General features: G+C 36.8%; 23 protein-coding genes and 1 pseudogene. 13 read left to right on the top strand and 11 right to left on the bottom strand.

Going from position 1 to position 23,971, the window contains the following annotated elements:
- From NK356_RS06855 to NK356_RS06845, 3 genes are all read right to left on the bottom strand, one after another.
- Positions 1 to 873, bottom strand: coding sequence for an ABC transporter ATP-binding protein (locus NK356_RS06855; protein ID WP_253316563.1), 873 nt, complete (start codon positions 871 to 873; stop codon positions 1 to 3).
- A 241-nt stretch (positions 874 to 1,114) separates the two neighbouring features.
- Positions 1,115 to 1,318 carry a helix-turn-helix transcriptional regulator gene (locus NK356_RS06850; protein ID WP_002980904.1) on the bottom strand — a complete coding sequence of 68 codons (204 nt, stop codon included), beginning with the start codon at positions 1,316 to 1,318 and terminating at the stop codon, positions 1,115 to 1,117.
- A 1-nt stretch (position 1,319) separates the two neighbouring features.
- On the bottom strand, positions 1,320 to 1,835 hold the full coding sequence (locus NK356_RS06845) for a DUF2975 domain-containing protein (RefSeq protein WP_034692254.1): 516 nt from the start codon (positions 1,833 to 1,835) through the stop codon (positions 1,320 to 1,322).
- A 340-nt stretch (positions 1,836 to 2,175) separates the two neighbouring features.
- Here NK356_RS06845 and NK356_RS06840 point away from each other — a divergent pair, with 340 nt between their 5' ends.
- Positions 2,176 to 2,517 carry a TfoX/Sxy family protein gene (locus NK356_RS06840; RefSeq protein ID WP_253316562.1) on the top strand — a complete coding sequence of 114 codons (342 nt, stop codon included), beginning with the start codon at positions 2,176 to 2,178 and terminating at the stop codon, positions 2,515 to 2,517.
- 281 nt (positions 2,518 to 2,798) lie between these two features.
- Here the strand turns inward: NK356_RS06840 and NK356_RS06835 are convergent, their stop codons facing one another.
- Genes NK356_RS06835 through NK356_RS06825 form a run of 3 tightly spaced genes read right to left on the bottom strand, consistent with a single transcriptional unit; the run spans position 2,799 to position 5,445 of the window.
- On the bottom strand, positions 2,799 to 3,890 hold the full coding sequence (locus NK356_RS06835; protein ID WP_253316561.1) for a nucleotidyltransferase domain-containing protein: 1,092 nt from the start codon (positions 3,888 to 3,890) through the stop codon (positions 2,799 to 2,801).
- 32 nt (positions 3,891 to 3,922) lie between these two features.
- A complete protein-coding gene (locus tag NK356_RS06830; protein WP_253316560.1) occupies positions 3,923 to 4,654 on the bottom strand; it encodes an ATP-grasp domain-containing protein in 732 nt (243 codons plus the stop codon).
- A gap of 44 nt (positions 4,655 to 4,698) precedes the next feature.
- Positions 4,699 to 5,445 (bottom strand): nucleotidyltransferase domain-containing protein, encoded by a 747-nt coding sequence (locus NK356_RS06825; protein ID WP_253316559.1) that lies wholly within the window; start codon positions 5,443 to 5,445, stop codon positions 4,699 to 4,701.
- Between the two features lie 433 nt (positions 5,446 to 5,878).
- Here NK356_RS06825 and cobT point away from each other — a divergent pair, with 433 nt between their 5' ends.
- The gene (cobT, locus tag NK356_RS06820; protein ID WP_253316558.1) at positions 5,879 to 6,886 is read left to right on the top strand and encodes a nicotinate-nucleotide--dimethylbenzimidazole phosphoribosyltransferase; all 1,008 of its coding nucleotides are present in this window, start codon (positions 5,879 to 5,881) and stop codon (positions 6,884 to 6,886) included.
- A gap of 55 nt (positions 6,887 to 6,941) precedes the next feature.
- On the opposite strand, the gene NK356_RS06815 is transcribed toward cobT, so the two are convergent.
- Positions 6,942 to 7,949, bottom strand: coding sequence for a hypothetical protein (locus tag NK356_RS06815; RefSeq protein ID WP_034692259.1), 1,008 nt, complete (start codon positions 7,947 to 7,949; stop codon positions 6,942 to 6,944).
- Positions 7,950 to 8,115: 166 nt separating this feature from the next.
- On the opposite strand from NK356_RS06815, the gene NK356_RS06810 reads away from it, so the two are divergent.
- A complete protein-coding gene (locus tag NK356_RS06810; protein WP_253316557.1) occupies positions 8,116 to 8,898 on the top strand; it encodes an adenosylcobinamide-GDP ribazoletransferase in 783 nt (260 codons plus the stop codon).
- Positions 8,883 to 9,437, top strand: coding sequence for an alpha-ribazole phosphatase family protein (gene cobC, locus NK356_RS06805; protein ID WP_051934203.1), 555 nt, complete (start codon positions 8,883 to 8,885; stop codon positions 9,435 to 9,437). Before NK356_RS06810 ends, cobC begins: the two co-directional genes overlap by 16 nt.
- A 332-nt stretch (positions 9,438 to 9,769) precedes the next feature.
- Here the strand turns inward: cobC and NK356_RS06800 are convergent, their stop codons facing one another.
- Positions 9,770 to 11,524: a hypothetical protein gene (locus tag NK356_RS06800; RefSeq protein ID WP_034692262.1), complete on the bottom strand. Its 1,755-nt coding sequence runs from the start codon at positions 11,522 to 11,524 to the stop codon at positions 9,770 to 9,772.
- Positions 11,525 to 11,830: 306 nt separating this feature from the next.
- Positions 11,831 to 13,213, bottom strand: coding sequence for an RtcB family protein (locus NK356_RS06795; RefSeq protein ID WP_034692263.1), 1,383 nt, complete (start codon positions 13,211 to 13,213; stop codon positions 11,831 to 11,833).
- Positions 13,214 to 13,370: 157 nt separating this feature from the next.
- Between NK356_RS06795 and NK356_RS06790 the strand changes: the two genes are divergently transcribed.
- From NK356_RS06790 to NK356_RS06780, 3 genes and pseudogenes are all read left to right on the top strand, one after another.
- Entirely contained in the window at positions 13,371 to 13,706 is a 336-nt protein-coding gene (locus NK356_RS06790; RefSeq protein ID WP_034692264.1) for a HopJ type III effector protein, read from the top strand.
- A 72-nt stretch (positions 13,707 to 13,778) separates the two neighbouring features.
- A pseudogene (locus tag NK356_RS06785) lies at positions 13,779 to 14,794 on the top strand (helix-turn-helix transcriptional regulator).
- 106 nt (positions 14,795 to 14,900) lie between these two features.
- Positions 14,901 to 15,038 (top strand): hypothetical protein, encoded by a 138-nt coding sequence (locus tag NK356_RS06780; RefSeq protein ID WP_167348772.1) that lies wholly within the window; start codon positions 14,901 to 14,903, stop codon positions 15,036 to 15,038.
- Positions 15,039 to 15,373: 335 nt separating this feature from the next.
- Here the strand turns inward: NK356_RS06780 and NK356_RS06775 are convergent, their stop codons facing one another.
- Positions 15,374 to 16,558, bottom strand: coding sequence for a DUF1501 domain-containing protein (locus NK356_RS06775; protein ID WP_051934204.1), 1,185 nt, complete (start codon positions 16,556 to 16,558; stop codon positions 15,374 to 15,376).
- Between the two features lie 151 nt (positions 16,559 to 16,709).
- A complete protein-coding gene (locus tag NK356_RS06770) occupies positions 16,710 to 18,089 on the bottom strand; it encodes a DUF1800 family protein (RefSeq protein WP_253316556.1) in 1,380 nt (459 codons plus the stop codon).
- A gap of 411 nt (positions 18,090 to 18,500) precedes the next feature.
- On the opposite strand from NK356_RS06770, the gene NK356_RS06765 reads away from it, so the two are divergent.
- The 6 genes from NK356_RS06765 to NK356_RS06740 all read left to right on the top strand — a co-directional run bounded on the left by NK356_RS06765 (position 18,501) and on the right by NK356_RS06740 (position 23,858).
- Positions 18,501 to 19,064, top strand: coding sequence for a hypothetical protein (locus NK356_RS06765; RefSeq protein ID WP_034692268.1), 564 nt, complete (start codon positions 18,501 to 18,503; stop codon positions 19,062 to 19,064).
- A 116-nt stretch (positions 19,065 to 19,180) separates the two neighbouring features.
- On the top strand, positions 19,181 to 20,230 hold the full coding sequence (locus tag NK356_RS06760) for a glucokinase (RefSeq protein ID WP_034692376.1): 1,050 nt from the start codon (positions 19,181 to 19,183) through the stop codon (positions 20,228 to 20,230).
- Between the two features lie 143 nt (positions 20,231 to 20,373).
- Entirely contained in the window at positions 20,374 to 20,940 is a 567-nt protein-coding gene (locus tag NK356_RS06755) for a YceI family protein (RefSeq protein ID WP_034692269.1), read from the top strand.
- Between the two features lie 78 nt (positions 20,941 to 21,018).
- Positions 21,019 to 21,645: a YceI family protein gene (locus tag NK356_RS06750; protein ID WP_034692270.1), complete on the top strand. Its 627-nt coding sequence runs from the start codon at positions 21,019 to 21,021 to the stop codon at positions 21,643 to 21,645.
- A 118-nt stretch (positions 21,646 to 21,763) separates the two neighbouring features.
- On the top strand, positions 21,764 to 22,405 hold the full coding sequence (locus tag NK356_RS06745; protein WP_034692271.1) for an alpha/beta hydrolase: 642 nt from the start codon (positions 21,764 to 21,766) through the stop codon (positions 22,403 to 22,405).
- A 109-nt stretch (positions 22,406 to 22,514) separates the two neighbouring features.
- On the top strand, positions 22,515 to 23,858 hold the full coding sequence (locus tag NK356_RS06740; protein WP_253316555.1) for an ammonium transporter: 1,344 nt from the start codon (positions 22,515 to 22,517) through the stop codon (positions 23,856 to 23,858).
- Positions 23,859 to 23,971: the final 113 nt, after the last annotated feature.

The following is a 23,971-nucleotide window of genomic DNA, read 5'->3' as shown; positions in this document are numbered from 1 at the left end:
TTAAGGTTTTTGGGTGAGTGTGTGGAAGTAAACGTGCTCCAGCAAAGGGGTTACAGGGCTGAAGTCTTTCGGAGATTCATCAGAAAATACAGTGATATGAAGTTCTCTTTCCAAAAGCTGTCTGCTGATGATTTCATAATTGGAATGATAACTTTCCAGTTCACTTTTGTGAATAGGTTTTGACCAGATTCTGTTGTCAAGTTCTGCGATCAGTTTTCCCGGATTTCCTTTTCTGAGAATTTGGCCATGGTTCATCACCGCCATTTCCGAGCAGAGATTTCTGACATCTTCAACGAGATGCGTGGACAGAATGACGATCACATCCTGGCTGATATCGTTGAGCAGCGTATTGAAACGGTTACGTTCCTCAGGATCTAATCCTGCAGTAGGTTCATCTACAATGATGATCTTCGGATCTCCCAATAAGGCCTGGGCAACACCGAACCGCTGCTTCATTCCTCCTGAAAAAGTATGGACTTCTTTTTTAGCAAAATCAGAAAGATTGACTTTTTCCAGCAAACTCAGAATTTGTTTTTTACGTTCGTTTTTGTCGATAATCCCTTTCAATACGGCAATATGTTCCAATAGATCATACGCTGAAACTTTTGGGTATACTCCGAAATCCTGTGGGAGAAATCCCAGATTCTGTTGGATATAATCAGGATTTTTAACAATGTCTATTTCATTGAAAAATAGTGTTCCGGAGGTGGGTTTCTGAAGCCCTACAATGGTTTTCATCAAAGAAGATTTTCCGGCTCCGTTCGGACCAAGAAGTCCAAACATTCCGTTGTTGATGTCCAGTGAAATGTTTTTAATAGCCTGGAAACCATTCTTGTAGGTAAGGCTAAGATTGCTGATGGTTAATGTGTTCATAACGTTGTGTTTGGGGAATAGAAGGACAGGCGGCCTTTCGGCAGCTGATTTAGAAGTTAGAAATTGGTGGCTGGAAGCTGGAAGCTAGAAGCTAGAGGCAGGAGGCTAGAAGCTAGAAGCTAGAGGTTAGAAGTTAGAAGTGGAAGTTTCACATACCATGCTCAAACGCTCTCACTCTCCAACCCTCCGACGCTCAAACTCTAAAACACTCAAACACTCTCACTCTCAAACCGGATCCCGATTACTCTTTAAATTCAAGAATATCTCCCGGCTGGCATTCCAGGATTTTACAGATGGCTTCAAGGGTATCGAAGCGGACACCTTTGGCTTTGCCGGTTTTAAGGATAGAGAGGTTCACGGGCGTGATACCCAGTTTTTCTGCCAATTCTTTACTCTGCATTTTTCGTTTGGCAAGCATCACATCTAAGTTGACTATAATTGGCATTCTAAATAAATAAGTCTTGTTCGTTTTGCAAATGTAGTCCTTGCTTAAAGATATTCGCAAGAAACAGACAGAAAATTCCAAGCATAAAGTGAATAAACACCAGTCCCCATATCATACTTTCTACTTCCACAAAGAAACTCGCGACAATAACCAGTGGAAGGGGAATGAAAATATTATACAGGTAAAATCTCTTAAGTTGAATGATATTTTCCTGAGTAAACAGTTTTTGCTGGAAAAACACTTTGAAAACCCTGGCAGATAACCAGAAAAAGATTCCATAAGTGATAAGCACCAACATAAAGGAAAAGATCATATAAGGGTAATTGTTTTCGATATTCAGAAACGGCTGTTCTGTAAAAGGATAATTGACATGAAGGAACTGTCCTTCTTTATAAGGCGTAACCGAAAATCCTGTGATCAGACAGAATAAGGAATATCCAAAAGTGATTAAATATCCGGCCGAAAGTAAGGCACAGAGATAAAATAAAATTCTTGCAATAATTTTGGTCTGGTTCATGGTACGAACTTTAATTGATATTGCAAATGTATAATTAATTATCGTAAAACAATAATTTATTTAAATAAAATTTTATTTATTGGATTTTGAATTCTTCAGTCAAACTCATAAAATAACGCATTAATCACGGTTTTTTATTAATTTTAATAACAAAAAAGTTGATCAACTTATCCCTTTAATTAATTCTCGAGCTTAATGATTAACAGAGGTTTTCTTATTGATGCCCTTCGACAGGCTCAGGGTGACAACTGGAATACCAACCGCAATTTTTAAGCATTGTCAGGCTGAGCCTGTCGAAGCTATTATTACTAAAAGAGATAGATCAAAAAAAAATGAAATCATGGCTTACAGTACAGAACTTGCCGACCGCGTACGTGAACGGCTTTCTATGGAAAATAATATAGAGATCGAGGAAAAGAAAATGTTCAGCGGGCTGTCTTTTCTTGTGAACGGAAAGATGTGCATCAACATCAGTCATGATAATCTGATGTGCCGCTACAATCCCGAACTGGAAGATGAGGTTTCCGAGAAGAAAGGCTTTCTTCCAATGATTATGAAAGGAAAACAGTTAAATGGCTATTGCTATGTAGAACCGATCGGTTTTCAAAAACCTGATGATTTTGAGTATTGGATTAAAATATGTCTTGATTATAATCCGATGGCGAAGGCGGCGAAGAAGTGAGTTTTGGGTTTGAGGGTTTGAGAGTGGGAGAGTTTGAGGGTAAGTGAGTGTGGTGGAGAGTTGCGGGGTACGAGGTGCGAGTTTCGGGGTTTGAGTGTGTGGATGAGAGTTGCGGGATTTTTGGGGACGAGGTTGGAGAGTTTGAGAGTGGGAGCGTTTGAGGGTAAGTGAGTGTGTGGGTGCGAGTTTCGGGATTCGGGTTTTGGAGAGTGTTTTAGGGTGGGTGAGTTTGAGAGTGGGAGCGCTGGATTTCAACAGTCCCACCATTCATAGCTCATCATTTATAATTCATCATTATTGTACAGTTTTTCTCTGATTTGAACTAAGATTTTTGTGGTTTTGTTCAGATCCGGAGCGTCGGGTAGAGTGGAAGTGGAATAATGATTTTCTATTGATTGTATCAAGTTTTCTGCCTTTTCCATCACACTTTCATAAGACTGGTTTCCTGCTTTGATATCTAAGAGTTCATCACGGTTTTCTACACGGATTTTCAATGAATTGTTTTTAAAAATCTGTTTGCAGGACTGAAGCAGTCGGATGGTGTGCATCATATTCTTACTGTCGTAATTCTGCCCGTGGGTTTGATTGACATTGTAACGGTCTTCATTGCGCTCAGCAACCCATTTCCAATATTCCCTGTAGTCTTTGCAATACACAGAGTAAGCATCAAGATTGCAAAACAGGTAAGCCACCGGTTTTTCATCTTTAGGAACGGAGGATACAGAAACCTGATTGGCTTCTTCATTCTGAATAATTCCTTTATATCCCAATGTCCCCGATTCGTCATAAAATAGTGCATACATTCCTTTGGTATGTTCAATGTTTATCAATCCGCAATTTTCCTGTGAGAGACTATGCCGTCCTGCGGATGCAGAGAATTCATGCAGCCATTTTTTTAACAGTACAGAACCTTGTCCATCAAGGATAAAACAGAAATCCAGGATCGATTTTTTTTCTTTATCAATCGGATTTACAATCTTTTTATTGAGACCTTTTGCCTTTTTGATCTGTGAAACAGCATACCCTGCAAAAGTATCTTTGCACAATTTTGATAGGAAATCTTCTGTTTTCAATAAATCCATCAACGGATGCTTGTACTGAATACAATCTTCCGGACTTGCCAGAATTTCCAGAATATTAGGATTGTTTTTCTGAAGCAGTTCTACAAATCTCCCGATTTCATAATAGGTGATATCATTCGTTTCATTGGAAATCTGCGGAATATAGTTCAGTCCAAAGAAATCTTCCTTCGGCAGATAATACACCCCGCGGATATCCGTATCAGAATTTGCCGTTTCCAGCCCAAAAGCTCTACTTCCGGAAATGGCTTCGAAGAGGAGGAGGTTTTTATTTTTTAGGTCTTGGATGGTCATTTATAAAATCAATATATATGTATTTTTGAGATCTAATTTTTAATACAACTGTTTACAATCACTTCCAAAGCTTTTTCCGCATCACAAGCGTACAATCCAGAACACCATGCAGGATTTGCTTCAATTAAAGCCCAGCCTTTCTCCTTGATGATCCCAAAATCCAGTACAATGGCAACAGGAAGAGTAGAGGAATACTTTTGTATAAAAGATTCAAAGAAAGTAAACATCTCTTTTTTTTCTTTCTCAGAAAGCTCGGTGGTATCAAAAGTATCATTTCGCCAATAGGAAGAATATGTTTTAATTTCATTATTAAAAACAAAACATCTCACTTCCAGTTCCCATTCCACAACTTCTGAAGTGAAAACCATGCTTTCCGGATCAAGTGTTTCAAAGCCTTTGATATTTGTAACTTTATCGAAAACTCCTGCTTTAAAGCTTTTAAAATCCGAACATTTAATGAAAATATTTTCTTTATGTACAAAATCTTTCAGCTTTCCATAAGCAATTTTCCGCTTTGTAAATTCGTCTGAAATGCTTGATAACCAGTTGTTATTAGGTTTTGTTAATGTTAGATTACACTGTTCTGCAACAATTTCTGCATAAATATCTTCACCATATACCGCTACTACATCTGCACGAACTTCTTCCGGAACATTCCATTTTGCATTGAAGCGGTTTAGCTCGTAAGGAGAACTGAGCGATGCTTTCTTTAGATTGTTGCTGTCTTCTGTATACATGGGAGACAGAGCGATTATATTTTTCATCTGTATTTTTTAATTTTATGCAAAATAAGCTTTTATATTATTTTCTATTTTAAGATTTTCCTAAAAACCCTCTCCATCTCACCTTTATCCGCCTTTCCTCCTGATAAACCTTTCGATTTCTTTTCATTATCTGCTATCGTTTTTTCCAGAAAATCAAACAATTCCCAATCGTTCGGATGGTAGTAAGATTCTCCTTTGGTGGCTTTCAAGGCAACGAGGTTTTCTATTTTTCGTCTGGTCTCATCATCTGTTAAAACAAGCAGATCACTGAACAAAACAGGTGGAACTGTTTCTTTCTCTATGATCCACTTTCCGGTGAGAGTGGTTCGTAAGCAATAAAAATAACTTTTTAATTTTACTTCATCACTTCTGCAGGCTTCCAGATATTTCTTACTCATGCTCAGATAATGATAAGAAACCGCAACCGGAGAAAAGCAGGCATCAGCCAAAGGTTTAAAGAGTTTTACAAACCTTTCATCCGCTTTATACACGATAGGAGAATAGAACCAGCTCAGCAAAGCTGCATTCGACTTCAATAAAAGGTGAAAGGTCTTTCTCAAATCCCAGCCGGAACCGTCCAGATCATCTTCTGTCATAAATTCTATCGTTTCATCCTTATCCCAGGGAGAAAGATACCAGTCTTTGTCATGGCGGTATATAAAACGTATATCATAATCACTGTCAGGAGACGCAAAACCCCAGGCTCTGCTCCCTGATTCTACGGCAAGAAGGATTTCTACACCTTTTGCAGCCTCAACTTCTTTTATTTTTTCAAGTATTTTTGGTGTCATTGTTTTGTATTGATAGTGCAAAGTAAAAGATGAAGTGCGCAATGTTCTTACGTTGTTTTTGTTTCGAGATCCGGGTTTCGTGGGGATGGGGTCTAGGGTTTGAGTGTGGGAGAGTTTGAGAGTTTCAGGGTTCAGGTTTGTGAGTAAGTGAATATTGCGGGCTAAAATTTTTTTGACTTTTGAAAATTGAGCGTAAAAAAAATAAATTTTGTGAACGTTAAGAAAATTCTCCTGTCTGAGTGCGACGAATATATTGATACAAAAAAGTAATAATGAATTCGCACGAGTTTAGAATTTTTAGAGAACACATTTTATTTTTAGCTCAATTTTCAAAGTCTTGACCTTTTATTTCTTTTGTATCAAGACAAAAGAAAAAGACTCATTGAATTTTACTAATATTGCATTTTTCCATTTAACATAACTATAAACATCCATGTTATCATCAGAATTACAACATAAAATTGATTTTAAAACAAAACCATTAGGTGCATTAGGACATCTTGAGCATATTGCCCACAAAATCGGAATGGTTCAGAAAACCACTTCACCACAGTTAACAAATCCTCATATGGTGGTTTTTGCGGCCGATCACGGGATTGCTGCAGCGGGAGTAAGTGCCTATCCACAGGAAGTAACCTATCAGATGGTGATGAATTTCCTTGGTGGAGGCGCAGCCATTAATGTTTTTTGCAGGCAGAATGATATTAAAATCAAAATTGTGGATGCCGGTGTCAGTTTCGATTTTCCGGAAGGATTGGATCTGGTGGATAAAAAAGTCAGAAAATCCAGCCGTAATATTCTGGAAGAACCTGCCATGACTCCTGAAGAATATCAGCAGGCGCTTAAAAATGGAAAAGCTGTGGTGAATGATATTGCGAAAAAAAGCTGTAACATCATTGGTTTCGGTGAAATGGGAATCGGGAATACTTCTGCTTCTTCTTTGATGATGAGCAAGCTCTTTGACATTCCGATTGTCAATTGTATCGGACGTGGAACGGGACTTAATGATCATCAGTTGGACAATAAGGTCAGTATTTTAAAAGAAGCTATTGAAAAATATCCGGCTGAAATGACCGAAGATGAAATTGCCCAAACATTTGGTGGATTAGAAATTGCCCAAATGATTGGAGCGATAGAAGAAGCTTATCATCACAATATGCTGATCATGGTAGACGGATTTATTGCAACGGTTGCTGTAGCCACGGTCTGGAAAAAGAATCCTGAAGTGTTGAACAATTGTATTTTCTGTCATGTAAGCAATGAAAATGCCCATCCTCAGCTGTTGGGACTGATGCGGGAGCAAGCCATTCTCAATCTGAATTTACGTCTCGGAGAAGGAACAGGCTGTGCATTGGCTTATCCGATCATTCAGAGTGCGGTTAATTTCCTGAATGAAATGTCAAGCTTTGAAGATGCTCATATTTCCAATAAATCATCTTAGTTTTATAAAATAATAAAGGGGCAATGAAGCCCCTTTTATCTTAAATTAATGACAATTAGTAAGTATGTGCAACATCTTTACCTGTAAACATCATTCTTACAGGTTTATTTTGAATAGCACCTTCATTGAATTTATATGCATTAAATACAAACATGGTAGGAAAATATCTGTATAAACCATCATCTACCAAATATAGTTTTCCGGTATTGGTGTTTCGTACCAGTTGGGTTCCTGCAGTGATATCAGGTCCTCTTTCTCCTGTATAATCTTCTATATTTACTTTAAATAACAAATAGGCTTTACCCTGTACAGCAAACAGATTATTGATCACTGCAAAGGATTCGATACGTCTCAGCGTACTTTCAAATACAATATACAAATTTCCTGTAGCATTATCCTGGAAAAACTGCCCGTCACGAACACGGTATGCTTTAGGTTCAGAATCTTTTAAGTAGAAAGCAACACCTTCGTAAACAAATCCATTTTTTCCATCTCCCAATTCATTTTTATCTCTGGTGTAGAAGTGAGTTTTTTTATCAGAATTAAAATACCTGTAAATCGGAAAACTTCCCGGCTCATCACCGTTGTAGCTGGTGCCGAGATCTCTTTTTTCCCAGTAGCTTTGTCCTACTAGCTCATTAGGATTAGTCGTTAATACCAGATCATTACTTCCTGTATGAAACCATCTTGTAATGACCGGCCCCGGCCCATCTGCAGAACCTAATAATCTCTCCTGAAAATAATAGCTTAATCCAGGATAGGATTTAGGAAGTTCGGAGGGTAAAGGAGAAGTATTATACAGATATTTTTTGGTCAGATCACTGTAAAATCCGTAAATAGGATTGGTTAAGTAAAAAGATTTGGACCAGATTCCTGCAGGAGGAGGAGTTGGTGTATCAGGAGTGTCTCTGAAGCCTCCTTTCGCCATCATGTTATTGCCGGATGCATTTAAGGCTTGGGCTTCATTTACGTTGTCCAGCTCATCACCGGGAGCCGAACAGCTTACGATGGATATAAGACATAATCCAACGAAATACGCTTTTTTCATTTGTTCTTTTTTCATGGTTATTATGGTGCAAAACTAAAAATACTTCAGAGATAAAAAGGACAAATTTCAGGTGATAAGATTCATGTTTCTTATTTTTTTAATTGATCTCTTTATCATTGTTAAAAGCTTTCCTAATTTTACGGGAATTGATTAATCCAGTTTTTATATTAAAAAATAACAGATGAAAGTCCTCAAAAATGAACTGATTTACTTTGCTACGGCACTCATGTTTTTCACAAGAATTCCGGTTCCGTTTACCATTCCGTACTCCAGTGAGATTATGAATAAATCTCAGAAATATTTTGCCTGGGTAGGCTTGATCGTTGGGTTCATCAACGCTTTGGTTCTTTATCTTTCTACACTGCTTTTTAATCTTGAAATCGGGATTGTTTTAATGATGATTTCCAATGTTTTACTGACAGGAGCTTTTCATGAAGATGGCTTTACAGATATGTGTGACAGTTTCGGAGGCGGATATGGAAAAGAAAAAATACTGACGATTATGAAAGACAGTCGGGTAGGAGCATATGGTACAATAGGGATCATTTTGCTGTTTGCTTTAAAATTTTATAGTATTCAGGCCCTTGGAATGAGTAATCCGGTGGGAGTTTTACTCATTGTCATTTTAGGACATACGGTAAGCCGTTTTATTGCGGGAACAATGATCTATACTCATGAGTATGTGACTGATATTGATGTCAGTAAATCAAAACCTTTAGCGAATAAACCCTTGGATAAGATGGCTTTGCTGGTAGGATTTGTCAGTGTTTTAATTGTATTTGCTCTGGTTCAGGACTGGTATTTGATTTTTGCTTTTGCTCTCGCGTATGTGGGAAAGATGTATATGGGTTGGTATTTTAAAAAACATATTGGGGGTTATACAGGTGACTGTTTGGGATCGGTACAGCAGGTTTGTGAAGTTTTATTTTATTTAGGAACAATTATCGTATGGAAATTCATGTAATCCGTCATACCGCTGTAGACAATCCGGAAAATCGGTGTTATGGTTTTGCTGAAATGCCTTTACGTAAAGATTTCACTGAAGATTTTAAAACGTTGGAGATAGACAGGGGTTATGATATAATTATTTCAAGTCCTTCCCAACGCTGCCGTCTTTTAGCTGATTTTTTTAAGTTTGATTATCAGACAGACGAAAGACTTCGCGAAATGAATTTCGGGAACTGGGAAATGAAAAAATGGACAGATATTCCTGAAGACGAAATCAATCCTTGGTATCAGGATTTTGTGAGTGTAAAAACCTCAGGCGGTGAAAGTCTTCTAGAAATGCAAACCCGCGTTCTCAGCTTTTGGCAAGAATTGATTCAGAAAAAAGACATAAATAAAGTACTTCTTATCACTCATGCCGGAGTCATTCGTCTGATCCTTCAGACGGTGCTTCAGTTTCCATTGGAGAATATGTTCAGTATTCAGATTGATTATGGAAGGAAAGTGATTATTCAAGTGAATGAAGGAGTTTTTTCAGTGAAGAAGGTGAATGTATAATTACGGTAAAAGTTTTATTCAATAGGAACGGACTTTAGTCCGTTTGTTAAAGATTACACTTTGTAGGCTTGATTCCTACGGAATAAAACAATTACAATGACGGTCTATCCACACAGTTTGGCATTCCGTAGGAATCCAGCCCCAATCCCGTAAAAAAACATACAGAAACAGTACAATCCTGACCAACCTCCCAACTGAAGATGTAAAAATTCCCCTCTCTCGGAGGGGTGGCGAAAATTCAAAGAATTTTTGACGGGGTGGTTATCCAACATTTTTCCTATAACATTCCACAAAAAAACGCCACCTGATACCATCAGATGACGTCATGGAATTTATTTAAAAATTCTGATAAAACTGTCTTTTTCCAGGCTTTCCAGTGAGAAATCAAAATCAGCTTCCGCTTTTTCTGTGGTAATCTCACCTCCAAGTTCTTTGATAAGCTCATTGAAAGGCATCGCTTCATACCATTGCTGATACAATGCCGTTGTAGCCATCATGGAAACCTGGCTATTTCCTGAAACATGTGAATGTCCTGCTCCGAAATTCAACAGTACGAAACATTGCTTTTCGTTCTTTGTCACCAGCATTCCCAGAATCATTTGCTTCTGAACAGAATTACATCTGGCCTCAGCAAAGAGATGATTAGGATTCATCATATAATCGTAGGAAATATCATCTCCTTTTCCGATCACAATTTTATATCCACAGTTGGCATCTCCACTGAAAACGTTGTTCATGACAAGTGTTGGTTCACAAAGACCTTTATTGGCATAAAGATATTCCACCGCACCGTTGGGAGCAGACGTCATATCTCCGGAGTACATCAATTGTCCGTTACCATGATTATAAGCGGCATTCCAACCAATTTTTCCAGCGATATTCAATCCTGAAAGGTCAAGGTCATTAGCACCCCATTGGTCTTCCCAATAAATACCTACAGCCAGTCTTTCAGCATAAAAACGGGTTCCGGTAGGAATGTTTCCAACAAACATCTTTTCAGAAGTTGGTAACGCAAATTCTATATTCTCAGGGAAATAGAACTTCTTTCCGGATAGGTTTTCATACTTCAGTTTCAAAAAGTCAAGAATGAAATCATAATTGAACTGATTCACGTAAGTTTCCTTACCTTTTTTAGTCCATGATTTTCCGTTTCGGACTCTGTAGACAAAGGTATCCTGGCCATACATCCTGGAGTAACATGCTGACAATGCTTTGAATAACGCAAACGGTGTCGCGTTTTCCAGCCAGTGCCAATCGCTGTTTTCCAATAGAGTATTTGTAGCGTCATTCAAAGGGTTTGAAATCAGTGGCTTATGATGAGTCTTAGATAATTTTGATATTTTGTTAATCGGTTTTGGTGCTCTGTTTTTATAAGCCAGAAATAATGGTTTAAATCTGTTGAAAATTTCCGCCATTTTTTCCATTCCAAAGCTTTCAAATAAGGATGTCGGATTGAAATTACTCTGCTTGATTAAATCAATCAAATCATCGTTTTTGATTAAAAGCGTTGTATTGGTTGTTTTATAAATAACATAACGGAAAAACTCAACCGGATTTTCAGGATAGATATTATAAAGGTCAGCAATTTTTATAACCGCTTCTTTATTTCTGATGTTTTCTTTTCCGGTAAAATCATATTCCAGCTCCGTATGTAAAATAGAAAGCAAATCATCAATGGTTTCTTCTTTTAAAGCAATACCTGATCTTAAAAGAGCAAGACATTTTTCCTGCATTTCTTCCACAGAGTAGGCTTTGATAACTTTAAAAACCAGCTTCATATCAGGAACATTCAAGATTTCATTGGGAATATAGATTTCATTTTGAAAATCGCTTCCATAGGTTGAAATATAATGAGTGATCTGTTCAAAAAATAAGTCAATTCTGGAAGTATTCTTTATTTTCTCCCAGGATTTATGAAAGGTTTTATTCAAATCATTACCATTCAGTTTTTCTTTTGCATAAAAAGAAATGATTTCATTTTTTGCCCATAAAGCATCTGGTTCAATGATGAATCCATCATTAGAAATAAATGGCTTTTCATCAGATTTTCTGGCCAGTACAGCATTGAATAATTGTAGTGTTTTCATTGTTTTAATTTTAAAAAATAAGTGAGGAGTAGATTCATTAAAAGTGAAGGGTATAGGAACTCCTTTTACCTATAGTTTATAAAAAGCGGGGAGTGATTTATCCAAAAAATATAGGAACTCCCTTTGCCTTATAATTTGTAAAAAGGCGGAAAGTAAATCTGGAAATATAGGAACTTTCTGTGCCTTTAATTTTTTTTAAAAATAACTTTTTAGTGCTGTGAAATTTTGGTTATTGTTTTTATTCAAACCTTACGGGTTTCTAAAACCCGTTAGGTTTGAACATTAGGTTGGAACATACTATTAAAATCATGCTTTTCTGAATTTCTTCTTTTTCTTCCACGGAGCATTCTTTTGAACGTCTCCAGCCATAATACATCCATAAGGCATCACTTCATCCAGAACTTCACAAAGTCCGTATTCTTCTATCTGTGCTCTTACATTTTTAGCACTTTTATAAGCGCTAGGAAGCTCAGAAATATCAACCTCGTTAGAGTAGAAACGGATATCTAATCCTGCTGTTTCTTCATTGAAAATTTCCTCAGTTGTTTTATGAGCTAAAGATCTTTTATGCTGACTTCTGCTGAAATTTCTTCCTGCTCCATGAGGTGCAAAACCTAGGTTTCTTTCATTTGTTTTTCCCTGAACAATCAATACCGGTTCTGCCATATTTAACGGAATCAGTCTTGGTCCTGTAATATCAGGCATGAACTTATCATCCAGTGGAGTAGCTCCTTTTGCATGATAGAACAGATCTCCATCTTTGAAAACGAAGTTATGTTCGTTCCAATATCTGTTTTCTTTCTCCATTTCCAGCTTATTCAGCACGGCATCATGAAGGGAAGTATGGTTTTCTTTTGTCCATTGTCTTATCAGTTGCAGGGCTTCCCAATAAGATTTACCTTCATCCGTATCATAAGGAATCCAGGCATTTTCTCTTAATGTTTCAGGAGAGATTTCTTGTCTGAAACGGTTAGCAACCTTCATTCCTTTATCATATAAAGCAGCACCCGGAGCTCTTGATCCGTGATGGGTTACCATCATAGTATTTCCTGTATTTTTGGAAATTCCTACAAAAAGGAAGTGATTTCCGTCTCCCTGAGTTCCCATATGAGAACGGGCAATGCTGATCAGTTTTTCATCTTGTAAGAATTCATTTTCTCTGAAAGCATCCATCAGTTCCTGAGACATCGGCATCTGTTCCCCTCTTGGTCTTCCTCCGTATCCGAAATGAGTGATAGAATGTGCTGCATCCAAAACATCTTTAGGATTGGTTTTTCCAAAATCCGTCAACATTACAGAACAACAGATATCAGCACTATGGAATCCCGGGTGAATAGCATTTTTTGCTACTACCACACCTCCTACGGGAATCTGACCTTCAGGACCTGTAGGACAGGCATCAGGCATTAAAGCTCCGCTAATCAGTGTAGGGGTTTTCATCAGAACTTTCATTGTTTTGATTACTTTTTCCACATTATCATTCTCACTTTCGTGTTCCGCACGTATGTTGATCATAAAATCTTTAGCTGTTTCATGAAGCGGAATAAGATCTGGTTGTTTGAACTGTACCAGATACTCTGCGATCTGATGTTCACCCAGATTATTCTCGTTGATATGGCTAATAGCATCTTTAAACCATTTTGCCGGTCTATATCCTAATTCGATTAAATGATTTCCATTAAATTCCATTTTGTTTCATTTTGATGATGCAAAGTAATATCATTATTGCGCAATAGTTTTGCGTAGATAAAGAAATTTTAATTATTTTTACAAAAATTAATTAAAAAGACGAAAATGCACATTAGCAGACTCGTAAAAATAATATAAAATTAAAAAAACAAGGCTCATGGTATTATTAGAACAATTAAAACATTTCCCGGAAACGATCCAGTTTAGTGATGTGATCGCTCATATTGATGAACATTATGAATTTACTCCTACCGCCTTTCAAAACGGAGATACTACCAATCAGGCCGGCCAGAATAATGGTTCGTGCAAGGTTTTCAGTTTTGCAAGCATTCAGGATTTGACGAAAGAACAAACACTTTGGCTTTTTGGTGAGTTCTACAGAGAAGATGTTTTGAAAAACCCTGAAGGAACTGACCACCAAAATATCCGAAACTTTATGAAATTCGGCTGGGAAGGGATTACTTTTGATGAAAATGCTTTGAGAGAGAAATAGTTTTCAAGAAAAGAGCAGAAATAAAAAGCAGTTTTGCTTATTAAAAAACACCCAATCATTAAACACTAAGGTATGTCATCCAATAAAAATGCTCTGATCCGGTATAAAACTTTAGATAAATGTCTTAAAAACAAATACAGGAAATATACGCTGGAAGATCTCATAGATGAATGTTCGGAAGCATTATTTGAATTTGAGGGAAAAGAATCTTATGTGAGTAAGAGAACTGTTCAGCTTGATCTTCAGAATATGCGGAGTGAAAAGTTCGGCTATGAAGCTCCTATTGAAGTCTATGAAAGGAAATACTATCGTTACAGTGATCCGGATTACAGTATTCATAATATTTCTGTGAATGAAAGTGATCTGAAGGCCATGAATAATGCAGTTCAGATTTTAAAACAGTTCAAAGACTTTTCCATGTTCAAGGAAATGAATGGGGTTATTCAGAAACTGGAAGACTCTATTCATGCAACCAGCCATCCATTATCCATCTGGATAAAAATGAACAGCTAAAAGGGTTGGAACATATTGATATTCTGTATGAAAGTATTGCTAATAAAAAAGTATTGAAGATTCTTTATAAAAGCTTTACAGCAAGAGAATCCAATATTTTTACGGTACATCCGCAGCTCTTGAAGGAATTCAACAACCGTTGGTTTCTGATCTGTCTTTACAAACAGAAAATGTACAATCTGGCACTGGACAGAATGGAAAGTATTGAAACAGATGACAATCTTCCCTATATTGACAAGGATCTGGATGGAGATGAATATTTTAAAGATATTGTGGGAGTAACTGTTGCAGAGTCAATGGACCCCAGGAATGTGATCTTTTGGGTGGATTCGGGAAATGCTCCTTATGTGAAAACAAAGCCGCTGCATAAAAGTCAGGAAATCTTAAAGGAAGACCGTGACGGAACGCTGTTTAAAATATGTGTGCAGATCAATTTTGAGCTGGAAAGGCTCTTGCTTGGGTTTGGAGACTCTCTGATTGTGCATAAGCCCAAAAAACTAAGGTTAAAAATGGAAGAGAAGTTTAATGCTGGCAGTAAAAATTATCAGAGCCTGATTGTTCCCGAGGAAAACTAACTTAGTTTAAATGTCCGATTTACAAGGTTTTATTGAAGATAATTTATTTTCATGTTTTATCTTGGCTTGGAAATTGTACTATTAACTTAACAATACCAAATTAATTATGAAATCAAGAATATTTAAAGCATTAATTGCAATTATAGCACCGCTGGCGATAGAGTATATCGTTAAAAAAATATCTGAGAAGATAGATAAAAAACAAGAAGAGAAAGAGAACGAAAAAAAGCAGATTACTGCATAAACGTATAAGTAGTTAAAATTTAAAATTATTGAAAAGAGACTGTCATGAGGATGTACAGTCTCTTTTTTTTGTTGATGGATTTTTTTGATGAACGTTGAAAACCACCCCGTCAAAAATTCTTTGAATTTTCGCCACCCCTTCGAGGGAGGGGAATTTTCAAGTCTTCTGTTAGAATTTTGGTAAGTAATGTAATTTTTCTCTTCATATCCATTCCTGAATTATTGTGGCTGGATTCCTACGGAATGACAAACTGTGTGGATATGCCAGCATTCCAATTGTGTCATTACGCAGGAATCTAAGCATCTTTATTATTTATCGTTTAGGTTAAGGTTTCCCTACACAAAATCATAAATACCATCTTTCCATCCCAATACTTTGGAAGAGTCCGCTTTGAGCCAGTTTTTTAAAATCGTAGCATATACTTTTCTGAAATCTTCTTTGTAGATAAGATCGCCTTCATTCAGATTCTGAAGATCCGGAAGAGCGTTCAATAGCCCTTTTTTCTTAAGATTTCCGCTGATAAAAAACATCTGGTTAGCTGTCCCGTGATCCGTTCCGTTACTGGCATTCTGAGCTACACGACGACCAAATTCTGAAAATGTCATTAATAGTATATTTTTGAAAAGTCCATTGCTTTTCATATCTGCTACAAATGACTTTACCGCTTCATTGATATCATCGAATAACTTTTTCTGTCTGTCATTCTGGTTAACATGCGTATCAAAACTTCCTACAGAAAGATAATACACCTGAGTATTGATATCTGACTTTATCAAAGAAGCTACAGTTTTAAAATCCTTTCCTAATTGAGAATTGGGATAGATCTGTTCTGTTTTTTTCGCTTTGCTTTTTTCAAAAATATAATCGGCATTATTGATGGTAGAGCCTAAAGTCTGGTAAAGATAAGACACTGTTTCATCATCATGATGATGGTCGTAGAGAGATTTAAAATATTTCTCCTGGCTGGTTTGGTAGAGTCTTTTAGGATCTTTAAAGGCAAAAGCTTTATTATTTTCACCTTTTAAGGCAAGACTTAGCATATCATCCACTTCCAGCGCTTGGGTAGGATGCTCACAACGATAGCATTCTTCATCCAGAAAACGTCCCAGCCAGCCTGTTTCCAAAAACTGGTCGCTTCTGCTTGCCGATTGCCAGATATCCATACTTCGGAAATGAGATTTGTCCGGATTGGGATAGCCAACGTTATTCATCACAGACAGTTCTCCGTTATCAAAAAGTTCTTTAAAATAGGAGAGTGACGGATTGATTCCTGCCTCATCTGTAAGCGGTATAGAATCCTGAATAGCCAATGTTTTCCTTTCTCTGAAATAAATATCATTTTTGGCCGGAATAATGGTATTCAAACCATCATTTCCACCCGTAAACTGAAGAACTACCAGAATATTCTGATTAGGATTCAGTGCTTCATCCAGAGTCATGGCTTTAAGGAAATTGGGCATCAGCATAGAAGCGGTGGCCAATGAACTTATTTTGAGGAATTCTCTTCTTTTGATTAACATAATTTTGTTTTTTAGGATAAAGGTAGCAGGTGATAGATTGCAGGTTATAGTGCTAGGTCGTATTTATTAAAATTTATTTGATAATAATAGATGGCAGTTAAGCTATACTGTGACAGCTATTACCTGCTACCTGCAACCTAAAATCTTCTCCCTACATTAACTGGTATTCCGGAGTAGACATCAGATTGATAACATTCATTTTTATACTCTTGTCTGAAAAATTCTTTACAGAATTCATATCGAGACTTTGAGTATTCTGCAGAAGATAATCTTCGCAGTTTTTATTAGCGAAAAGCTTTTCAATACGGTTCCAGTCGATGGTGATATTAGGATTTTTAAAGCTTTTGTTAAAAGCCGTTTCACGGGATTTCATTCCTATATCTATGTCATCATCCTGTCGGGGACTGTATTCCAAAGGGCGAAGTCCGGACCAGATCTGTGGAACCTGAAGTCTCAGCATTAAAGTAGAGCTGTCAATCCATGATTTTCCATTCGGCCATCCTGATACATTGGGTGGATAAAGCAGCATTTGTCCCAATAATTTCTGGTATACGATGAGGTTTTCAGGGTTCTGAATATGCATAGGAAGGATTCTCATCATTCCTGCCATCAGTTCTACCGGAGATTTTATACGGTTTCCGATATTCTTCTGATCATAAAACCACGTACTTGAAAATATCTCAGTCATCAGTTTCTTAATATCATACCCTGAATTATAGAAATTTATGCTGAGTTTACTGACAATTTCCTGATCAGGTTTTTCATTGACGAAGAATTTGTAAATCTTTGTTGTAATAAATTGTGCCGTAGTTTTTTGTTCCAGAATAATATTGAGAACATCATTTCCGTCAAAGTTGCCGGTTTTTCCTAAAAACGTTTTGCTGTCTTCGTCATGAAGATTTTTTCTTTCTTTAAAATTACCTTCCTTATCATAGCTCCATCCTGTAAATGCTCTTGCTCCTTCTCTTACGTCCTTTTCGGTGTAATTTCCTCTCCCCATGGTAAAGAGTTCCATTACCTCACGGGCGAAATTTTCATTAGGATGATCTTTTTTATTCTGTTGATTATTCAGAAAGTTAAGCATGGCTGGGGATTGGCTTACTTCAAAAAGCAAATCTTTGAAACTACCCAGTGCATTTTTTCTGATTGTATTCAAAAGCTGTTTGTTGAACCTTGGATTTTGTACTCTGGATGCGAAATGCCCATGCCAGAAAAACGCCATCTTCTCCTTCATCTGCTCTTTGCTGTTAACGATGGAATTCAGAAAATTAATGTTCAGTTCGTTATTTTGTTCCCTGTTGATCCGCTGCATTTCTTTTTTCTTTTCTGCAGGAGCTGTACTGTTCATATAATCTGCTGCTGAAACCGGATCAGGAGTGTCATAAGTGATTTCGATGAAGCTTTCTTCTTTAAATAATTCATTCATTAACGTTTTAATGTTTTTATTTTTCAAATCATCAATTTGATTAATACCAACACCAAAACCTGCTCGCCAAAGAAGATGCTTGTTTTTTAATAATGAATCAGCCATCGTGGAGAATTTATTTTTTGATGTATTTTGAAGAAAAAGGTTAAAATGATAACGGGTTAAGGATTGTTAATATTGTTGTATTAGGCTGGAAGCTGGAAGAATGAAGCTGGGACATATGGCTGCAGGAAGGAGAAATTTTCCTTAACTTTAATAATAACAGATGTGAGTTTTTATATAAACAGGATATTACTTCCAGCCTACATCTTCTTGCTTTCTTTCTTTTTTTCTTTAATTCACTTTTTGAGGGTGGTTTTTTGATAATTTTTGTTAAACAAATATTTAAATTTTGTTAAAATTAATATATTGATATTCATTGTTTTATGAATTTTTTGAGTGTTAAAATACAAGAAAAACCCTTGCTTGGCATGATTTTTACATCCTCTTGTTTAGTAAAATTAAAAAATTAGAGTTATGAAAATGTTTAAACAAGCAATAGTACTGGCTGGTATTTTAACAGCAGGTATCGCAAGCGCCCAAAGTGCTCAAATGAACAATATGATCAAGGTAGGTGCAAATGTTGGTTTAGCAGTTCCCGCAGATAATCTTTCCGCTGCAGTAGGAGTGGATGTAGCATACCAAAATCTAATTACACCAGGATTTGGATTAGGTATTGCATCAGGATATACTCACTATTTTGGAAAAGAGAATAACGGATATAAAAACAATGATGTAGGAGTAGTTCCTGTAGCAGCTTTAATCAGAATTTATCCAAAACAAACCGGTTTCTATTTCGGAACTGACTTAGGATACGGATTCCTGGTTGGAGATAAAACAGTGGCTTCAAATACCAATGTTGAGAGAGCAAGCGGAGGTTTCTACCTTAAACCGGAGATCGGATACCACAACAGAGACTGGAATTTCTTCGTACAATACCAAAAGGTTTTTGTAGGAACGAAGGGAGATTTGCCAGGTCAGGACTATAATGTGGGGAATATCGGAGTAGGATTCGGTTACAATATTCCATTAGGAAAGTAGTTAGATTTAATATATAAACAATTATTAACCAAAACCTTTTCACGAAAGTGGAAAGGTTTTTTTGTTCCGTGCAGGATTTACAAAAACAATTATTATATTTGGTAAAATTTGAGGTTATGATTCTGAATCCAAAATTTCCACTTTATTTACCAGGAGTAGAGAACAGTAATAATGATAATGTTTCTATCATTGGAGCAAGTCTCCGTGAAGATATAACAATCTTAGGCTATTTCGTTTCCGGGAACGGAGGTCTTGAGATCAAAGTACAAAATACATTCGCAACCAAAGAATATGCTTCCTTTTCAGATATTTTAAAGAAGTTTATTCAGGATAATCAGCTTGAAAATGTAAAACGTCTGGGAATGGCAGTGCCAGGTCCTGTATTGGACGGGAAAAGCAGCCCTGCAAGATTGGGATGGCATTTGGATATTGCTGAATATGCACGTGATTTCGGGTTTGAAAAAGTAGAAATGCTGAATGACCTGGAAGCTTCTGCCTACGGAATGGCTCTTCTTGAAGATAATCATCTTGAAGCCATTTATACAAGCGGACATCTTGAAAAAGGAAACGTAGCGGTTCTTGCTCCCGGAAACGGATTAGGAGAAGCCGGATATTTCTTTGACGGGAAATACCTGAGACCTTTCGCCACAGAAGGAGGACACTCAGAGTTTTCGCCAAGAACCAACGTAGAAGTTGAATTTTACCAGTTCTTAAATAATATCTATGGTATTGTAAGCTGGGAAAATGTACTTTCAAAATCTGGTTTATTCAATATCTACAGATTCTTAAGAGATGTGAAAAGACATCCTGAACCTGAATGGTTAGGAGAACGTCTTGCGCAGGGAAATTTTGTGGAAGAGCTTTATAAAGCTGCTGTAGAGGAAAATGTTTTGATCTGCAGAATTGCTTTAGATACTTTCCTTGAATTTCTGGCAAGAGAAGCGAACAACTTAACATTAAAATTAAAAGCTACCGGAGGATTACTTATTGCCGGAGATATTCCACAGATGATCGCAGAATATATCGACAAGGCGAAATTCTATGAGAAATTCAAGATCAGTGATAAAATGGAGGAGATGCTTAAAAATACTCCCATCTATCTGGTCAAGCAAAATCACACAGCATTAAATGGTATAGCGCTTTACACCGCTTACTATCAGCTATAAAATAAAACTCCGGGTTTCTCCGGAGTTTTTTTATGGAATGATATTATTCATGAAAATAATAAATTTTATTGATATACATCAATGAAATCTATTGAATAAGATACTTACATTTGCATCATTAAATAAGTAAATAACTCTATTCAATGAAAAAAATATTTTTATTAGCAGTTTTAGCTGGTGGTTTAGCTTTCGGACAATCAAAAAAAGTAGTAGCGTCTGATGTACACTGGTGGGGATATAAAGTAGCAAAATCTGAGGCTAGCTCTCACGAGGGTACTGTAAAAGTGAAGTCTGGAGATATGGTAATGAAAGGAAACCAATTGGTAGGTGGAAGCTTCGTATTGGATATGACTTCAATCAGCTCTACTGACCTTACAGGAGAATATCAGCAGAAATTAAACGGACACCTTAAGAATGGTGACTTCTTTGAAGTTGAAAAATTCCCAACTGCTAGCTTCAAAATTACAGGAGTAAAGAAAAACAACGATAAAGTTTATAACTCTCTTGTAACAGGAAACCTTACTGTAAAAGGAAAAACAAGCCCAATCTCTTTCCCTGCTAAGATTTCTTACAGCAAAGGAGTAGTAAGCTTAGTATCAAACAAATTCTCTTTCGACAGACAAAAATTTGACGTAGCTTACAAGTCTACGATGCAGGATGTTTTTGTGAAAGATGATATTGATATGCTTGTAAAGGTAACTGCTCAATAAATTAATCAAAAAAAGATTATTAAAAGTGTAGAAGTTCTACACTTTTTTTTATTTTTGTTGAATTGTAAATAAAAAAGAATGAAAAGATTACTATTGTTTGCTATGGTGTGCGCAAGTATATCATTTGTTTCTGCCCAAAAGAAATTTGATAAGGTTGCAAAAGTGACTTCATCAGAGATCAGATGGTGGGGGTATAAGGTGGTGAAAACTGAAGAAACTTCCCACTCAGGAACAGTAAAGCTAAAAAGCGGAAAATTCAACTTTGACCATACGGTGCTTGTTGATGGAGAGTTTGTAATAGATATGAGAAGTATGATGGCGGGAGATGTTTCTGATGAAGATCAGATCAAGCTTACCAACGATCTGAAGAGCTCGAACTTCTTTGAAGTGAAAAAATTCCCTATTGCAAAATTCCATTTGACTAAAATTATTCCTTTAGCAAACAGTGAATACAATTCTACAGTATACGGTGACCTTACCCTTAAAGGAGTGAGAAAAACAATCTCTTTCCCTGCGAATGTATATGTTACTCAGTTTACAACATCTATTGAATCTGCAAAGTTCTCCCTTAACAGAAGAGACTTTAAAGTATTCTATCAGTCTTCATTGAAAGATTATTTCATTAAGAATGAAATGGACATCCAGTTCAAAGTTACTACAGAAATGCTGGATAACGAGAACAGAGTTCCAAAGAAGAAAAAATAAAACCTATTTTATAGATATAAAAGAGCAGTTCGTAAGAACTGCTCTTTTTTTATGCGTCATTAAATAAAGATTGGGCACTGTTATTCCCTTGTTTCTGTATTTTTCATAAATTAGTGGTATGAAAATTTATATCGTAAGCGGTCTGGGAGCAGACTTCAAGGTCCTTGAAAGAATAGAGTTTCCCAAACACTGTGAATTGATTTTTATAGACTGGCTTATTCCTGAAAAAAACGAGCCTTTCGATGCTTATGTCAAAAGAATGGCAGAGAAAGTAGATGATTCAGAACCATTTTGCCTGCTAGGTTATTCTTTTGGAGGAATTATTGTGCAGGAGATTAATCAATTGAAACCTGCAGAAAAAGTAGTGATCCTTGGAAGTATAAAATCGGATAAGGAAAAATCTAAATTTATAAAAACCGGTGAGGTTACCAAAATTCCAAGAATCCTTCCTGTAGGATTGTTCAATGATAAGGCAGCCAATGTATATGCTGTTATCCGAAAGCTTTTTGATCCTAAAAATCCTAAACTTCTTCAATATTTTAAAGTAAGAGATCCTTATTATCTGAAATGGTCTGTAGAAAAAGTTTCTGAATGGAAGTTTGATGAAAATCCGAATGTTATTCAGGTATTAGGTGATAAAGATATTGTTTTCCCCATCCGTTATTCCAATCCGGATTACGTAGTAAAGGGAGGAACACACCTTTTTCCTGCTACAAAATCTAAAGAAGTTTCCAAAATATTGAAAGAGGTTTTCTCATGAAAAATAAAAATATTATTGTTTAAATAGTATTTTCATAGGGGTTGAGTCTTTAAAAATGTTATTTTTATGAAATTTATGTTTAAATTTGATAGGGTAAAATATAAATTTTATGAAAGTAGGCTTAAAATGGATTGTTTCATTCTCGGTGATCACACTCGTAGCCGTGGGAGGTTTATTCTGGAATCCGGCTGCAGATATTCCTGATACGGGAGAATTTTTAAGTGAAGATAAAATTGTGGGCGCTGATGTAGCCTGGATTTTGGCTGCGGCAGGACTTGTACTGCTCATGACACCAGGACTTTCCTTTTTTTATGGAGGCATGGTCGGGAAGAAAAATGTCATTTCTACCATGTTGCAAAGCTTTATTGCTTTAGGAGTCATCTCTATGGTCTGGGTAGTTGTTGGTTTTTCTTTGTCTTTCGGGGAATCTCTTGGCGTTACCATTGCCGGAAAACATTACGGAATTATTGGAAATCCCTTAAGTTATCCCTTTTTTAATGGAGTAGGAAATCTGCCACATAAACTGATGGCACCTACAATACCATTTATCCTGTTTGCCCTGTTTCAGATGAAATTTGCCGTTATTACTCCGGCTATTATTACCGGATCTTTTGCGGAAAGGGTTCGTTTTATTTCTTATTTACTATTCATTGTCCTTTTCAGCATCTTTATTTATACGCCTCTTTGTCATATGGTATGGCATTCTGAAGGTCTTTTGAACAAATACTTTGGGGTAAAAGACTTTGCAGGCGGAACCGTGGTGCATATGAGCGCAGGTTTTGCAGCCCTTGCCGGCGCTATGGTGGTAGGAAACAGAAAGAATCCCCATCATGAACCTTCCAATATTCCATATGTGCTTCTGGGAACAGGAATGCTGTGGTTTGGATGGTTTGGGTTCAATGCGGGATCTGCGCTGAGTGCTTCTGCGTCTGCAGCTACGGCTTTCGGAACAACCACTCTTGCTTCTGCTTCAGCGATGATGACCTGGATCTTTTTTGACAGAATCAATGGGAGAAGTGTTTCTGCATTGGGGGCTTGCATCGGTGCAGTGGTGGGATTGGTGGCCATTACTCCGGGATGTGGTTTTGTAAGTATTCAGGAGAGTCTTTTTATAGGATTTATTACCGCAATCGTTTCTAATATAATGGTCAACTGGAAAGGTTTAAAGAAAATAGATGATACGCTGGATGTTTTTGCCTGCCATGGAGTAGGGGGAATTATGGGGATGATTCTTACCGCCATCTTTGCTCATGGTGAAAAAGCGAGCTTATTACATGGAGGAATTGAAGTTTTTCTTCATCATATGGCAGCATTGGTGTTGGTTTCTGCTTTTACATTCTTCGGTTCACTACTTTTATATAAGATTACCAATGCTGTTATTACCCTCAGAGTTTCTGAAGAATCAGAAAATAAAGGGCTTGACCTTTCTCAGCACGAGGAAACTTTCAGCTGATAAAAGTAGGGGCTTTCCCAAAAATGCCATTCTGAAAGAAATGAAATGTAGTGAAGAATCTCATCCGTCTGGTTATTAATAAGATTCTTCCTTCGTCAGAAATCAAAGATTCG

Source organism: Chryseobacterium sp. S0630 (assembly GCF_024158915.1).
Lineage (GTDB): Bacteria > Bacteroidota > Bacteroidia > Flavobacteriales > Weeksellaceae > Chryseobacterium.
This window is presented reverse-complemented; position numbering and strand designations above follow the sequence as displayed.